This window comes from Psychrobacter sp. ANT_H56B (genome assembly GCF_008369245.1).
GTDB classification, from domain to species: domain Bacteria; phylum Pseudomonadota; class Gammaproteobacteria; order Pseudomonadales; family Moraxellaceae; genus Psychrobacter; species Psychrobacter cryohalolentis.
Genome location: NZ_VOBF01000002.1, coordinates 112,400 through 128,689 on the forward strand (window position 1 = coordinate 112,400; position 16,290 = coordinate 128,689).

Consider the following 16,290-nt stretch of genomic DNA (forward strand, 5'->3'; position numbering starts at 1 on the left):
GTCTCAGCCAGTATGTGATAACTGTCGATAATAGCTATGATTTTTCCTATGGAAATGTGAACCAAATTGCTGCTCTAAACAGACATTATAAAATTTGGAGCAGCAACATTAATAGCAGGTCACATGAATCATCATATTAAAAAAGGCAGTAATAGCATTCATATAATTGAAGCTATATCCGTAGACAGCCTCATGCAAGATAATGTGAAAATGATACGGCATGACGATTATTTTGATACTAGACAGTGGCAACGCTATATAGAGTGTGAGATTGGTTTTATTTTACCTAATATTCAATGTAATTGGTTGGAAAATGCGGTGATTCACACGGCATTGTTTTATGGATTGACTACCATCCAGTTGTGGCAGCAGTTGCCGTTTAACAATGAGCTACGCCAGCATTTGCTTGATAAAGTATTGATACATGAAAGCCGATTTTTCCGTCATCTGCCTTCTATCAATTTTGTCACAGAATGTGCAGAGCAGCATCAGCGCCGCAAGCGGATAGATGCTGATACTAGTGAGATGTTTCACATATGGAGTGTGGGCTGCGCGAGCGGACAAGAGACGTGGTCTCTGGCAATGAGTTTGGCTGCAAAGCAATTGAGCAATTACACGATCTTGGGTACAGATGTCAGTCAACAAGTACTAGCAAAGGCGCGATTGGGTCAATATGACGCTAAACAGCAATCATTAATCCCGCCATATTGTCAGCAGTTTGTGCAACCATTATCACCAGCAATCATGGCTGACGAAGCGAGTATTGGTAACACTTATCTAAATAGAACCACGGCAAGTAGTAGCTATGGCTACTGGCAGGTCACAGCAACGTTAAAATCGCAGGTCCGTTTTGCTTTACACAATATTATGGATGAAAAACCGCCTACCGCACATCTACAACAGGTGATTGTTTGTCAAAATATGCTGCTATATTTTCGCAAGTTTGATCAGCGTGATATTTTAGCTCGATTATCAAAACAATGCGCCTTAGGTGGTTATATTATATTGGCTCCAGGTGAGGCGCTATTTTGGCGTCCTTCAAATATGCGCCGTATTGCGCACCCACATCTCAATGCGTGGCAAAAAATCAGTACCTAAATTAGCGCCTAAAAGAGTCAGGATGAATCTATGAAAAACCAGCCCAATGACATGGTAACGCTTGAGTGGTTATTGCCACTGTTTAATCAGCAATTAACACAGGTAGCTGATGGCTGGCAATTAGAGACAGCACGTACTAATGACGAGCAAATGGCACAGTACTATCATGAAATTGCTGGTGCCCTGATCATGATTAATTTGCCTGCTTTAGCAAATTTAGCGAATAAGCTTAGCTTATTAGCAGAAGCCACTGTTTTTGATGGTTTGGATAATGGCAGCTTAGATATAAATTTGGCTGCTGAGAAACTCAGAATAGGGCAGATTGCTCATAAAGTGTTACAGCGTGAGCTGGAACATTATGTGCGCACAGGTAGATATCATAGTGTTTTAATGAATAAAACGCTGACTGATCTAGCGCAAGTCTTATCGCAGTTTGATATAGTCACAGAGCCGCTTGCAGATACCTTATCCTTGACGACAGACAGTCATTTGGCTAGCTTATCGGATTATGATGATATTGACATAACCCTACCTGTGAGTAGATCAGTGTCAGATTTAGATAGTCAACAGCATCGGCAATTGCTATTAGTGTGGCGCCAACAGACGCAAAAATTGCTCGCTGCCAATATGAATAAGCCTGCTATCCTGACTGTGCTACAAAAGGTCAGCCACTATTTATGGCAAACGGCACAAGAAGCTGATTTGCAGCGCTTGTGGTATCTGGCTGAGCTGTGGCTACAGGATCTTGGGCAAAATGAAATACCCCTACCTAAGCAGTATGCAGGAATATTAAGTCAGCTGGATCAATTGATAGACAGTCATCAAGATCAGATTGAGCCATCTATAAGCGAGATTCAAAGTCTCATTAGTCATATTTATAGCGAATTAAGTAGCCTTATTCATAACAGTGATAATGCTGAATCTTTATTGAATGGCGGTGTACAGATAGACGCTGAAGTACGTCTCTTACCTCGTATATTGAGTGAGATTGAGACGATTATTTTTGCACTTGATAAGCCTCATACTTTGCTAAAACCTTTAGCGAAAATAAATAACCAGCTTAAAAGTCGTGGCTGGACATTATTTGCCTCACAAATCGATGCTATTGCGACTAATGTAGAGCGTAGCCTCTTATCAGAGCAGGATTTTACGCAAGAACAATGGCAGATTGAACGTCAGCTACAAGAGTTGTATAGCGCTGTCTATAATACAGAACAAATGATTTCTATCAAGATTGGCGATACATCTGTTTCTACTGGCACTGATAATGACTTGCAACCAGCAAACAGTTTAGATGTTGGTTCTGTTAATGTGGATTTACGTGAGTTACGTATTGCGGCTGAAGAAGTTAAGCAAGATTTTCATAACTATATACAACGCCAACAGTTAGAATTATTGCCAGAGCAGGCAATTTTTATGAGCATGAGCCATGCTTTTAATAGTATGGAGCTGCCAGCGATTGGTGAAGTAGTCGACAAGATAGCCGATATATTTGTACAGATACATACTCATAATATTGCCATATTGAGCTGGGACGTTATTGAAGCGTTGGCAGAGAGCTTGAGTGCCATTGAGCTATTATTGGATTATCTTGCGCAACAGTTTGTTGATCAAACACTACTAGAAAAAGCAAATGCTTATATTGATACGGCAGCCAAGCTACTTAATGCATATATCGATGCGCCTGAAGCAGTCAACGATACTTTCCTCACCCAAAAACCAGCCGCCAATGATGTATTGCGCTATGACGACAGCGGTGAGATTGCGCCTGTCACTGAACCGTCTTTCGATACTGAAACTTTGACTGGCTTACTGTTAGACAATAAACAGTCTATAGAGACAGGGGCAAGCAAAGCTTTATTGAAAATGCGCCAACAGCTAAATCCTGATACCTTTGATATCGATGAAGACATTCGAGAAATATTCATTGAAGAAGTTGAAGAAGTGATTGGTGATCTAGAAGACTTTTTACCAATATGGCAGGAAGATGCGCAAGATTTAACACCATTAACGGAACTACGTCGCGGTTTCCACACTTTAAAGGGCTCGGGACGTATGGTTGGTGCTGTTAGCATCAGCGAGATGGCATGGTCTATCGAAAATCTACTCAACCGTTTATTGGATAAAACCTTATTCGTAACGGACGATGTGGTAACGTTGATAACAGAAACCACCAAACGCCTACCCGTTATGCTATTTGACTTTGCAGCACAGCAGCCACCAAGCTTTGACCCTGCTATTACTCTTTTGCAAAGTCATAATTTGATGACTCAGCAACCACTAAATGCAGGTTTACCAGTAGCTGCGCCTACGTCATTAACAGCTGATATTGAAGAATCGGACTTTGCATCAGATCATCATATACTTGACCATAATTTACACGCGCAAGCCATAAGCTCAGTCTCAGAGCCAGCTAACACTTTGGATGCATTGTCAGATTTAGAGCTCCCTTTGGTATTACAGCCATTTATTTTGGAAGCACAGTCGCTAGTGACAGATGCAAACGATGCTGATCCTGATATTAAAGAGATATTTATAGAAGAGGCTAATGAAGTCTTAGATGAAATCATCCCTTTATATGGACATTGGCAGCTTTCACCTACTGATTTGACTGAACTGAAAGACATACGCCGTGGCTTTCACACTCTGAAGGGCTCTGGTCGGATGGTCGGTGCTCATTACAGTGCTGAATTAGCATGGTCTATAGAAAACATGCTAAACCGCATTTTAGATAAGAGCATAACTGCCTCAGCGGATATACAGCAGCTGATTGGTGATGTATTGGCCGTATATCCTGAGTTACTAAGCACTTTCGAGCGTGAAAGCCAAGATTATCCTGCTATGATGTCATTGTGGGTTGCCTGTGCTAATGCTTATAGCAAACAATTAGGTGATGAATTCAGTTACTGTGCATTATACAATCAATGGTTACAGCCTGCTAAGCATACGCCAAGTCACATTGATTTAGACAGTCATATTCAAGATTTGGAGAATGATGAAGCAATTGATCGCACCTTGCAGACGATTTATTCGGTCAATGAAAAAATGGCAGAAGCACCAGTTATTGTGATGCCTCAAAGTGAAGAAGAACAGGCGTTCTTTGACATCTTTATTGAAGAGGCAGAAGAGTTGTTAGAAGGCGTTAATGACTTTGTACGTCATCATAAAAATGAGCCATATGTCGAGGTAAGTGACGAGATTGTGCGCGCATTCCATACTTTGAGAGCAGCTTCTGGCTCTAGTGCATTGACTGCCATTAGCGACGTGAGTGCGACGATAGAGCAAAGCTTAGAGCTTCTACAGCAGCAGGATATACCGATGAATGCAAGCCATTTAACTGCACTGGCCCAATCTGTCACGCTTATTGATGGTTATCTCCATAACTATAAACAACATGCAAACCAGCAAGATATGTCGGCAGAGCATATGCAAAGCGAGCAGGATATCGCCTCGTTACAGGCGATGCTTGAGGAGCAAGATGACGATAGTGAGGCAAGCACTGAGGATAAACCAACGATTAATGACTTGTTAGATGGCAATATTGATGAGTTATTAGATGCCGAGTGGCAATTAGATGAAGCGCTTAACAGTGCTGATATCGAGAAAATCCAAGCCTATATCGCTGAGCAAATTTTACAAATTAAATATTTAACTGACAAAGCACAAGCCTTTCCAAAATTCGTCTCTATTCTTGATGCCTTACAAGATGCTTATCATTATTTGAGCCAATATCCAAAAGAAGCGGCAGATATTGATATCCAAGAAATCCTACTTGCAGGTCATGCGCAGTTAGTTGGTTTATTTGATGCTTTAGCAGGCAGTACGTCATTAAAAATTGATGAGCAAGTACTAGAGAAGTTAGAGAGTATCAAGCAATACAACATCGTGCAAGCTAGTATCGTGCAAGACAATATCGTGCAAGATAAGAATGAAAGTGATGAAAATATAGCCGATGAAGAACAGGCTACTGTACAAAGTATTGCCGCACCTGAGCTAGAGCTTGAAACTATCGATACGGATATTGAGCTACTAGAAATCTTCTTAGAAGAGGCGCAAGAGCTTGATGATGCGCTGGTCGATAGTTTCAGTAAGTGGCGTGCAGACATCACCCATATTAATACCTTAAAGGTACTCCAACGCCATCTGCATACCATCAAAGGTGGTGCGCGTATGGCGGGTATCCGCAGTATTGGCGACTTGACTCATGAAGCAGAAAGCGTTTATGAGGCGTTTGTAGAATCTAAACGCGAGCCAACCGCACAGTGGCTTGAGATTATGCAAGTGGTACAAGATACCTTATCGCTGCAGGTAGCACACATTGTACGTTATCAAAAGTCTTTTTTTGCGCCTGAGCTCATGGCTCAATTACAGCAGTTTTTAAAAGCACAAGCATTGCCAGAAACGGTACAGCTTATTATTCCTATGCCAAATAACCATGTGGCAGCTGAGCCTCAAATCTTTGCCAATCAAGATACCCAACAGGTAGCAAATGAGGCAGATGCGTTAAGTTTAGATAAAATCATTCAGCAATCGTGGGCGCATGGTTTACCTGATGCTGATATTTTAGAAGTTTTCTTAGAAGAGGCAGCAGCGCTCACCAATCGTAATGAATATCTACAGTTATTCTTAAATGATGCTGGTGACATGGTTGCGCTGCAAGCACTACAGCGCGACTTGCATACCTTAAAAGGTGGCGCACGTATGGTTACTGCTACTGGTATTGCTGATTTAGCTCATGAAATGGAATCAGTTTATCAAGACTTTGTTGCTCAGCGCCGCCCTGCAACCACGAAAGTGCTGGAGTTGCTGGCTGCTTGTTATGACTGGCTAGCAGATGCTGTTTTTATCCTATCACAGCAAGTGAATCCGCCAACACCTAGTTTACTAATTGAGGCATTACAGCAATTTAGTAAAAACCCTAATAGTTTAAAGCAGGTACCAGCAGAAACCCTGCAAGCTCAGCGTGAAACGATTTTAATTGCCAAAGAAAACCAAGAAATAACCTATATCCAAGAAGATATCAGCGCCATGCCGCTGATGGTTAACGATGCGACTGAACAAGAGCAAAATGCCAATAATAGTGAGATGATTCGTATCTCAGGCAGTCTGATTGAGCATATGATTAACCTGTCAGGTGAGTCTGCGATTAACCGTGCTCGTATCGATATGGGCATCAGTAGCTTGACCAACAGTATTGAAGAGATGGGTACTACCGTACAGCGTCTAGCGGATCAGTTGCGCCGTATGGAAATTGAGCTTGAGGCACAGATTTTATCGCAGATTGATGAAGAGCTGGTCAATCATGAAGGTTTTGACCCGCTAGAGATGGATCAATACTCTTCTTTGAATCAGCTGTCAAAATCTTTGTCAGAGTCGGCATCGGATTTGGTCGAAATTAACCATACTTTATTAGAAAAAACGCGTGATAGTGAAAGTCTATTGCTCCAGTTATCTCGGACGCAGACTGAACTACAAGATGGTTTGATGAACTCACGTATGGTTCCTTTTACGCGATTAACACCAAGGCTTGAGCGTATTGTCCGCCAAACGGCTAATGAGCTGAATAAGTCGGTTGAGCTAAAAATTATCAATGCTGATGATGAGATGGATAGAACCATTCTAGAGCGCATCACCTCACCGCTTGAGCATATGTTACGTAACGCAGTCGATCATGGCATCGAGAATGTGGCAGCAAGGCTGGCAGCAGGTAAAGAGCGCAGCGGTCAAATCACGCTAGAAGTACTACGGGAAGGAAGTGAAATTGTCATTTTGCTCAATGACGATGGACAAGGGATTGATGTAGAAGCGGTACGTGAAAAAGCCATCTCTCAGGGTTTGATCGACGCCAAAGATAGGAATCTTAGCGACCTTGATATTATGCAATATATTTTTAATGCCGGTCTTAGTACCAGCAAACAAGTCACGCAGATATCAGGGCGTGGCGTCGGTATGGACGTTGTTATTAGTGAAATTCGTCAGCTAGGTGGTGCTGTATCTGTGGTATCAGAGCTTGGCAAAGGATCAAGCTTTACCATCCGTGTACCATTAACGGTAGCTGTGTCTGATGCTTTGGTGGTTCGAGCAGCGGATCGTTACTATGCCATACCTTTGGTGCAGATTGAACGCGTTGTACGTATCAATCCAGAAAAAGTCTATGACTATTATCAATCGGGTAAGGCGACTCTCAATTTTGAAGATACCGACTATCGTGTACGCTATTTAAATGAGATTTTATCTGGTAATAAGCTCAATGAGCTGGTCGTTAATACCAATACTAGCGTGCCGCTTATTATCATCAAAAACCGCAGTGGTCAGAATATGGCCTTACAAGTCGATCAAATAGCAGGCTCACGTATTGAAGTAGTGGTAAAACCTTTGGGGCAACAGTTCTCAAATTTATCTGGTATCTCAGCGGCTACCATTATGGGCGATGGCTCAGTGATGCTCATTCTAGACTTGATAGCCTTGATGCGTAACGCGGCTTTAGTCAAAGACGTCACGCATTCTAAAGCTACTGAACAAAGAAATATGGATTCCAATACCACGATTCTGGTCGTTGATGATTCAGTCACAGTCAGAAAAGTAACCTCACGATTCTTAGAGCGTCAAGGGTTCAATGTGGTACTTGCCAAAGATGGTATCGATGCGCTTGAGATACTACAAGAGATGACGCCTGACTTAATGCTGCTTGATATTGAAATGCCGCGCATGGACGGTTTTGAAGTTGCTACCCAAGTCAGACATAATGGACGCTTGCAGCATCTGCCTATTATCATGATTACCTCACGAACCGGTGAGAAGCATCGTGAACGTGCCCTTGAGATTGGGGTAAATGACTATATGGGCAAACCTTTCCAAGAAAACCAGCTGCTTGATAAAATCCAAAGTTTATTGGATGAAAAGGTCCACCTAACTCATCATGGGTAACATACGTGCCTTGGCGTTAAAAGATAAAAATGAGATTAAAGTACTGGTGGTGGCAGAAGACCATCAGCAGCGGATGGCGTTCTCTGATACAGTGCGGAGCTGTGGCTTTCATCTGGTGGATTGCGTTACACCATCGCAGTTGAAGGATAAGTTTGATGGTTATGAAAGCGCTATTGATATCTGGTTGATAGACAGTGATTACGATGAGCATCTAGCGACCATGACAGCTGCTTCCAATCCTGTAGCGATGTTGGTCGGGTTTAGTCAAGCACCTTATCTTAATGAGGCGCAGCAGTACGCTAAATGGCAACGTAAATTCAAACGTAAGCTTGCGCAACTGCTGGATTTGCCAAATCTTATCGATAATTCTGTCTATAAGGATGATATTAGTGATTGGCGTTATGTGGTGTTCTTAGGGGCATCTATGGGTGGTCCTAGTGCGGTTAAAGAGTTCTTAGATCACCTATCGCCAACACTGCCGATAAGTATTTTACTAGCGCATCATTTTAATCAAACCATGATTAGTACCTTGCCACGTATATTAAATCGCCATAATGACTGGCACTGCCAGATGATTACTTCCTCGCAGCGCATGCGTACAGGTCAATGTCTGATCGTACCTATCGATCAACAGATTGTCTGTGACTCAACTGGTCGCATTATCTTATTAGATCAGGCTTGGGTAGGGGATTATAAACCTGCTATTGGTCAGATTCTCAAAAACACCAGCGATGTTTATGGTAGCGAGCTGATAAACATTATCTTTTCAGGTATGGGCAATGATGGCACGCAGTATTTAGATTTGATACAAGATAATGACAGTCAATTATGGGCACAAGACCCAATTTTGAGTACTTGTCCCAGTCAGCCACAGGCTATCATTGACTCAGGATATTGTACCTTTATCGGCAGTCCTCAAGCATTGGCAGAAAAGCTGACCAACTATATTGCTAATAAAGCGACAAACGACACTCCACATTCATTTATTGTGAGCGACTTATGAGACAGATGTTAAAACATTCATTTGAGGCAGTAAGCTTACTGACCACCACTAATGGTATGCTCGATGTGACGATCATTCCAGCGCTTGATCAGCCGGATTGGCTTGTTCCTAGTGGTTTGATTTTGAGTATAGATGAGTACAGCGAATATACACAATTTTATGAGTGGCAACAGCAACAAATCGCTGTGTTCCATATGTTGCCAAGCCATCAAACGCCAGATAAGATGGTTATATTGGAAGGAAATACATCAGCGCATCGTATTGCTTTGCAAACTTCAGGTGAGGTGCGCCAACTACAGGCGCGTATCTCTGATGTGAAAGATGTTGAGCTGCCTGAGCATTTTATCAAGTCAAATAGCAATATCGATACGGTTCATGAACGTGTAAAAGAAGAGGTTGTGCTATCCTATCTTTTTCAGACGGTCATGATTGATAATATGCTGTATTTGGTGCCAGATTTAGATAAAATTGCGCATCAGCTAGTAGATTTAGACGGCTAGTTTGCTCATTAGATAGTCACTGTCTATATCTATGCCTAAGCGCTTATTAAGCAATCAGTAGCGACAGAGGTAACACAGTAAATTTATGAATACTACTCATTCCAACCTAAAAAAATGGTCCTTTGCCAGTCGATTTTTTCACTGGATTAGCGCGATTTTATTGCTGATTACATGGACCATGGTTTTTTTATATGACAACCTAGATAGCAATCTCTATATTGGGCTACATAAAGCCTTTGGGGTTAGCCTGTTATTTTGGATGATAGCACGAGTCATTAATCGCATCTTTACCAAAGCGCCACCAGCAGTATTGATGCCGAAATGGCAAATGCTGCTTTCCCGATTGTCGCATTTTGTACTTTATGCTCTGTTGATTGCGATGCCAATAGCAGGGTTAATGATGTCTTTGTATGGTGGCCGTCCGGTTGATATATTTGGTATATTTCAAATACCTGTACTAGTAACCCCAGATAGAGGGTTGGCTCGACTCTTTAATGACTGGCATGTAGATATCATTTGGCCAATGATTATCGCCTTTACTGTGCTTCATATCGGGGCGGCTTTGTATCATCAGTTTGTGAAAAAAGACAACCTCATAGCACGTATCAAGTAATAGACTTTTAATATCGTTACGACATATCAAAAATGCTGCTTATAGCACTTTTGTATTAAGAAATGGCATCTATTTCTTAATTTCCACAGTGTAAAATATACCCGTAAAAAAGCCCTGCGTATCATACACAGGGCTTTTTTTAGTGATCAAAATAAATATGAGCTAACTATAAATTTACTTTTTATGCTCAGGTAAATTAATATTCATCTCAAGCACGTCCAAGCTATCTTCAGAACGATGATTGATATTGACATCATCAATCTGTACGCCATTGACATACTTATTGACCACTTCTAATATCTCACGTTTCATTTTTTCGATACGGTCTGCGGTCAAGCGATTGTTTAAGCGATTTTCACTTGCGACAATAACCTTTAAGCGCTCAGTTGCCATATTGGCACTGCCTGCATTGCTGTCGTCAGTGCCAAATAAGCTACTCCAAAATCCTTTTTTCTTACTCATTATTAACCCCCAAACCAGCGCTGTAATAGACTCTTTTTCTTCACATCAATATGACGTAACGGACGTTCTTCCCCTAGGAAGCGAGCGACAATATCATCATAACATTGACCAGCAATAGAGTCGGTATAATGAATCACGGGTTCACCGTGGTTAGAAGCTTCCAGCACGGAATGGCTCTCAGGAACAACGCCCAGTAATGGAACTTTTAAGATATCATTTGAGATGGTTTCAATATCCATCATCTCATTGGCTGCTGCGCGCTCTGCATTATAGCGTGTGATAATCAGATGCTCACGTACAGAACCTTGGTTCTCAGCCACTTTTTTCGTCTGGCTTTGCAAGATACCAATGATACGATCTGAGTCACGTACTGATGAGATCTCAGGGTTGGTAACGATGATAGCTTCATCCGCATGATACATGGCGAGCTGCGCGCCGCGTTCGATACCTGCAGGTGAGTCGCAAATAATGTAATCGAATTGCTTAGAAAGCTCTTCCATAATCTCTGCCACACCGTCATCTGTTAACGCATCTTTATCGCGCGTTTGACTGGCAGGTAGAATGTAAAGATTTTCCAATTGCTTATCTTTGACAAGCGCTTGTGATAGGCGTGCATTGCCATTGATTACATCGACAAAGTCATAAACAATTCGATTTTCGCAGCCCATAATCAAGTCTAGATTACGCAAGCCTACATCAAAATCGATAACAACTGTCTTATAGCCACGTAATGCTAAACCGGCGGCAAAAGAAGCACTGGTCGTGGTTTTACCCACACCGCCTTTACCCGAAGTGATTACAACAATCTTCGCCACAATGGCACACTCCTATAAATTGATGAATTGATGAGATATTTATTATATAAAACAGCATATATTATATATAAAGCATTATGCTTTCTGGTCGTCCATACGCTGTATATATACTCTCTGCGAGCGTAAGCCTAGCATAAATCTAGCAGAACTTATAGCAAGTCTCTATTAAAGCATACAAACGGCTAAGATATAAAATTAAGCGATTACCTAACTGATATATAAGGACGTAGGTGTGGTAAATAGTGGCAGAGCTAAAAATTCATCATAGCGCAGTTTTGTTAAATAAACTTACTACAATATGAATTAAAAGGGTTTCTGACATATTTACTTTTTAACCTTAACAATATCTATATAAATGACTAGGGTTTGACGCCTTTATTAATCTGAGATTCATCAATGATCGTAAATACCAAACCTTGACCTTCTAAAAACCGCACTTCGACCGATTTATCAATCACATGCTCAGGCAGATTGTCGCGTAAGCAATAAGTACCGGCGACTGACACCAGAGAGGGGTTAAAAACTTGGCAAAAAATGCGTGCGTCTTTATCGCCCGTAGCACCTGCGACCAAGCGACCTTGAGCACGACCATAAACGTGCAAGTTGTTATCAGTAATAGCTTCAGCACCACTATTGACACTGTTGGTCAAAATCAAATCGCCACCGACATGATTGAGACTTTGTCCTGAGCGCAGCATTTGATCATAGATAAGACTGGTAATATGCTCAGTACTGATAAGGGTTTCTGCTGTTTCTACAGATAAATCAGCTTGCATTTCTGCGCTTGTCTGTAGCGCTTGCTGAGCACTCACGTTATCCGTCTTAGACTCATTATTATCAGTAGCAGCCGTTGTAGGAGCAGCAACTTGGCTTAGTTGCGTTACCGCTTTTTTACTGGGTAAAATGCGCTCAATACGCTTGCCATCTGCTGGAAATATTGCCAAGCGTAGCTCACGTGCTTGCGCGTCTAACAAACCTGTCACGACGCCGATAGGCTGTAAACCCCAAGACCATAGCAACTCGACCAGTGCTGATAGATCTTGCTCAACCTCGCTATCAATCAACACAGGAATATGACTGCTCTTATTGCTCAACGTGCTTTGTAATTGAGCAGCAATCGCCACAAAGTCATCGGTACTAAACTGTACCCGTGAAAAGGTCAGCATTTTGCCATAAAAGGCTAAAGCAGGCGTGGCTGACGAAGTGTCGGTATAGTTGTCGGCAATGGTCATAATCTACATCCTCAAAAGGTAATCGTAATGCTATATTCGTGGTGATATTTTTCTTATCAAATCATTATTTTAAAGCTTTGAAGATTCTATAATTTAAGCAAGTCTTGATGCTTCCACTGTTGAACTTTTATTTGCGCTTCAAATTCTGTCAGACCATCATCGATAATGCTAGCAATGAGATGGTCTAATGCCGGATTGTCTGTATCGATTTGAGCGATACCACTAGCGATAGCGACCATCAATGCATCAAGGCGTTCGGTGTCAAGCAGACGCTCGTTGAGCGCATAAACCACATTTTCACCAATATTTTGCCCCACATGTTGTAGCTGTGATTCAATCAAGCTACCCGCAATAGGTATCATACGCAGATAGCGGCGCAATTCTGGCGTATTGGCAAGCCCATCTTGGATCGCATTGCCCACTTCACTAGCGATGATAGCACCGCCACCTGCTGACTCGGTCAGTGCTTGTAGTTTTGGTGTCATCTCTTTACGCAGTAGCGACAGTATGGCGGCTTCAATCTCATCACGATTGCGCGAGATGGTAGAGTCGATAAATGATTTTTGCCTCTTCGGATCAGTAAGTTCTTGCCGAAAGGTCTGAATGGTCGTTAAAATAACGCGATCAGACAACTCCTCTAATACTACATCGATATAGAAGTTGATTCTATTGATCCATGGCTGGGGCAATACTTGATAGCCTAGTTGATATAGGCGTCGTCCGATAATAACAACGCGAAATAATCGCAGCGCACGCAATTGCGGAAAACAGCCTAATACCTCGTACCAATGCACAAAAGGAAAAAAGAACCAGCGATAATAGATTTTTTCTTTGATGGCAATCGCCCAGCGTAATAGCAGCTCTGCAATCAAAAACAAGGTAAAAAAGCCGCCCACGGTACGTAATGAGTCATGGATATTACTTTGATACCAGATTAATTGATTGGAAATTCCAAGCCAGTTTGCCGCGTCACTACTAAAACTACTCATCAAAATAGCATCAGTACTGATAACCAATAAATCAATACTGATGGCGATAATCATCACGATATCATAAGTAAGCTTTAAACGATTTGGTCTTGAAGGCGGAGTCTCTGGTAACCCTGTTGGTGGCTCTGACCCTGCTAAGGACTGATTGAGCGTGGACGTTGACTCTATGGGCGGGCGAGTAATGGAAGAGGCGGGCACAGTCAGTCCTTATAAGTAATAAATCGCAGCAGTCATGAGAGGTATTACACCAATCACAACAAAATCAACACAGCGTTCTAACGGTCATTCACATTATCAATGAATAATGCCAAAAAACAACCCATCAACCATTATAATTTGGTATTTTGCCATTTATCTTCTTTCAAAGAATCCTGTCATTTAATTGCTCGAATTGTCAACCTTAGGATTGGTTTCAAACTCAGCCAACATAGTGATGATACGCTGATCTTTTTGTTGCCAAACATGCTCTACCCAATCAAACATTTGTGCTTTGATATCCTCATCATTTTCATAGCCACCTTCTTTGATTGCAGAAAATAAATCATCAGGTATTTCAAGATAGCGCACATCAACGCCTAAGCGCTTGATATTGCCTTTCCACAAATCCCCGTAAGTTGGTACCCCATCAGGATAGATAATTGTCATATCTAAGATACCATCGATGTCTTCACCTAAAGCGCTAATCGCCAGCGATAAACCGCCAGCTCTTGGTTTTAGCAGATGGGTATAATGCGAGTTTTGCTTATTATGCTTTTCTTTGGTAAAGCGTGTACCTTCTAAATAGTTCAGCAAGGTAAAAGGTTTGTCTTTTAATAACGCGCAAGCACGCTTTGCTTCTTCGATATCTTTACCTTTTAAAGCAGGGTTTTTGGCAACTGCTTCTTTAGAGTGACGACGCATCATCGGAAAATCTAAGAAGTAAAAAGCCTGACCAACAATCGGGATATAAATCAGCTCAAATTTCGTAAAAAATCGCGTGAGGGGTAAGCGTTTTTCGCTAATGTACTGCACAATACTGGTATCAACCCAAGACTGATGGTTGCTGACGAGCAGATATTTGCCATGCACATGTACATCATCAGGTAGCGTGATACGCCAATCTTTTCTTGGTAAGAGGTTTTTTATTAAGGCATTGTTACTACTAATCCAGTGATTGGTAATTTTAATCACTGTTTGATCTGCAATAGGAGCGCCAGTGATAATTTTGCCCATACCCATCAACCACAAGGGAATACTACCACCAAAGCTATTGGCAGCAATGACACCCGTTGCCGTTGCTAGCGAAACCGCTTTGCCCAATTTAGGGGCACGCTGATGGAGTTTTTGCATGGTGGCGTTTAAGCGCATGACCCATTCCTCTCTGTTAATTTTACAAATATATCAATAGTATGTTTTAAGTATTTCTAACACTAGATAGCCTCGAAGGCTTAGCTTGCAGGTAATAGGACAACACATATAAGTTTTATTTTTACGCATTTTGACTTTGCTAGACTCTTGATAGTATAGTCATATTCACTTAGCCTACAGATACTGCTAATATTAATAGTTAACGGCAGCCTTTTATAGATAAGGCTTTAAGTAAAGAGTCTTCTATGTAGAGTGATTTCACTTTTAGACTTTCGCATTGGCTGTTAATAACAGAGCATTTAAGTGATAAGACATTTACTTTTATTCTTGTAATGTTGCTGAGTAATTTTAGCAGAAAAAAATAGAGTGTACGGCTGTAAACGTGACTTGCGATAGCAAATTATGCATTTAACAAAATCGTATTTATCAACACTTATGCACTTCTCATACATAGATGTGACAAAATATTACACAGAATTAGAATGAGATTGCCATAATACTTTTAGTGTCGATAAACACCCAAACAATATAGTTAATGGCTAATTTGTCGTTAGCATCTTTTATAAAAGTACGATTATTTTTTCAACTTAAGAGGACATATTATGCGTAATACATTAATGGTTGCAGCAATCGCTTCAGGTTTGGCTCTTACTGGCTGTGTCACTGATCCTAACACTGGACAACAACGTCTTAACAAGTCTGCTATCGGCGCTCTAGCTGGTGCTGCAGGTGGTGCGACTATCTCAAAAGCTACTGGTGGTGATAAAACTGGTCGTGATGCTGCTATTGGTGCTGCATTAGGTGCTGGCGTTGGTTACTATATGGAGCGTCAAGCTCGTCAGCTTGAGCAACAAATGGCTGGTACTGGCGTAACGGTTAAGCCAAACGCTAACGGTAACATTGATCTGGTTATGCCAGGTAGTATCACTTTCTCGTTTGATGATGCGACTTTGAACAACTCATTTAAGCCAACGCTTGATAAACTAGCATCAACTATGAATGAGTATAACCAAAACACCATCACTATTGCTGGTCATACAGACAGCAAAGGTACTGATGCTTATAACATGAAGTTATCACGTGACCGTGCTTATGCAGTAGCGAACTACTTAAGTGCGCGTGGCGTAGCATCTAACCGTATCAATGTTGTTGCTTATGGTGAGTCACGTCCTGTTGCTGATAACAATAGCGAATTTGGTCGTCAACAGAACCGCCGTGTTGAGCTGACAGTTAACGCACCACAAAGCGTTCGTTAATTTTAAATGATTAGCTAATAGTTAATATCGAAAAAAGGTCAGCATAAA

At 41.5% G+C, this 16,290-nt stretch carries 11 protein-coding genes; 6 read left to right on the plus strand and 5 right to left on the minus strand.

Annotated features, from left to right (window positions below):
- Positions 1–192: 192 nt before the first annotated feature.
- From FQ082_RS03165 to FQ082_RS03185, 5 genes are all read left to right on the plus strand, one after another.
- Positions 193–1,098 carry a CheR family methyltransferase gene (locus tag FQ082_RS03165; protein ID WP_262498139.1) on the plus strand — a complete coding sequence of 302 codons (906 nt, stop codon included), beginning with the start codon at positions 193–195 and terminating at the stop codon, positions 1,096–1,098.
- A gap of 30 nt (positions 1,099–1,128) precedes the next feature.
- Complete coding sequence (locus FQ082_RS03170; protein WP_149492012.1) at positions 1,129–8,025, plus strand: Hpt domain-containing protein; 6,897 nt, start codon at positions 1,129–1,131, stop codon at positions 8,023–8,025.
- The gene (locus FQ082_RS03175) at positions 8,018–9,028 is read left to right on the plus strand and encodes a chemotaxis protein CheB (protein WP_011514410.1); all 1,011 of its coding nucleotides are present in this window, start codon (positions 8,018–8,020) and stop codon (positions 9,026–9,028) included. The genes FQ082_RS03170 and FQ082_RS03175 overlap by 8 nt, the downstream gene beginning before the upstream one ends.
- 5 nt (positions 9,029–9,033) lie before the next feature.
- Positions 9,034–9,528 (plus strand): hypothetical protein, encoded by a 495-nt coding sequence (locus FQ082_RS03180; RefSeq protein WP_020444247.1) that lies wholly within the window; start codon positions 9,034–9,036, stop codon positions 9,526–9,528.
- An 85-nt stretch (positions 9,529–9,613) separates the two neighbouring features.
- Positions 9,614–10,141, plus strand: a complete 528-nt coding sequence (locus FQ082_RS03185) for a cytochrome b (RefSeq protein ID WP_149492013.1) — start codon at positions 9,614–9,616, stop codon at positions 10,139–10,141.
- A 174-nt stretch (positions 10,142–10,315) separates the two neighbouring features.
- Here the strand turns inward: FQ082_RS03185 and minE are convergent, their stop codons facing one another.
- From minE to FQ082_RS03210, 5 genes are all read right to left on the minus strand, one after another.
- A complete protein-coding gene (gene minE, locus FQ082_RS03190) occupies positions 10,316–10,603 on the minus strand; it encodes a cell division topological specificity factor MinE (RefSeq protein WP_011514407.1) in 288 nt (95 codons plus the stop codon).
- Between the two features lie 2 nt (positions 10,604–10,605).
- Positions 10,606–11,418, minus strand: a complete 813-nt coding sequence (gene minD / locus FQ082_RS03195; RefSeq protein ID WP_011514406.1) for a septum site-determining protein MinD — start codon at positions 11,416–11,418, stop codon at positions 10,606–10,608.
- A 359-nt stretch (positions 11,419–11,777) separates the two neighbouring features.
- Entirely contained in the window at positions 11,778–12,650 is an 873-nt protein-coding gene (minC, locus tag FQ082_RS03200) for a septum site-determining protein MinC (RefSeq protein WP_149492014.1), read from the minus strand.
- An 86-nt stretch (positions 12,651–12,736) separates the two neighbouring features.
- Positions 12,737–13,837, minus strand: coding sequence for a hypothetical protein (locus tag FQ082_RS03205; protein ID WP_149492015.1), 1,101 nt, complete (start codon positions 13,835–13,837; stop codon positions 12,737–12,739).
- 180 nt (positions 13,838–14,017) lie between these two features.
- The gene (locus FQ082_RS03210; protein ID WP_149492016.1) at positions 14,018–14,986 is read right to left on the minus strand and encodes an acyltransferase; all 969 of its coding nucleotides are present in this window, start codon (positions 14,984–14,986) and stop codon (positions 14,018–14,020) included.
- A gap of 602 nt (positions 14,987–15,588) precedes the next feature.
- Here FQ082_RS03210 and FQ082_RS13185 point away from each other — a divergent pair.
- A complete protein-coding gene (locus FQ082_RS13185; RefSeq protein ID WP_020444242.1) occupies positions 15,589–16,242 on the plus strand; it encodes an OmpA family protein in 654 nt (217 codons plus the stop codon).
- Positions 16,243–16,290: the final 48 nt, after the last annotated feature.

Bases quoted from the DNA above. Each gene is read 5' to 3' on its own strand.
- FQ082_RS03165 (WP_262498139.1), top strand. From the start codon at position 193: ATGCAAGATAATGTGAAAATGATACGGCATGACGATTATTTTGATACT.
- FQ082_RS03175 (WP_011514410.1), top strand. From the start codon at position 8,018: ATGGGTAACATACGTGCCTTGGCGTTAAAAGATAAAAATGAGATTAAA.
- FQ082_RS03170 (WP_149492012.1), top strand. From the start codon at position 1,129: ATGAAAAACCAGCCCAATGACATGGTAACGCTTGAGTGGTTATTGCCA.
- FQ082_RS03185 (WP_149492013.1), top strand. From the start codon at position 9,614: ATGAATACTACTCATTCCAACCTAAAAAAATGGTCCTTTGCCAGTCGA.
- FQ082_RS03180 (WP_020444247.1), top strand. From the start codon at position 9,034: ATGTTAAAACATTCATTTGAGGCAGTAAGCTTACTGACCACCACTAAT.
- FQ082_RS03210 (WP_149492016.1), bottom strand. From the start codon at position 14,986: ATGCGCTTAAACGCCACCATGCAAAAACTCCATCAGCGTGCCCCTAAA.
- FQ082_RS13185 (WP_020444242.1), top strand. From the start codon at position 15,589: ATGCGTAATACATTAATGGTTGCAGCAATCGCTTCAGGTTTGGCTCTT.
- minE (WP_011514407.1), bottom strand. From the start codon at position 10,603: ATGAGTAAGAAAAAAGGATTTTGGAGTAGCTTATTTGGCACTGACGAC.
- minC (WP_149492014.1), bottom strand. From the start codon at position 12,650: ATGACCATTGCCGACAACTATACCGACACTTCGTCAGCCACGCCTGCT.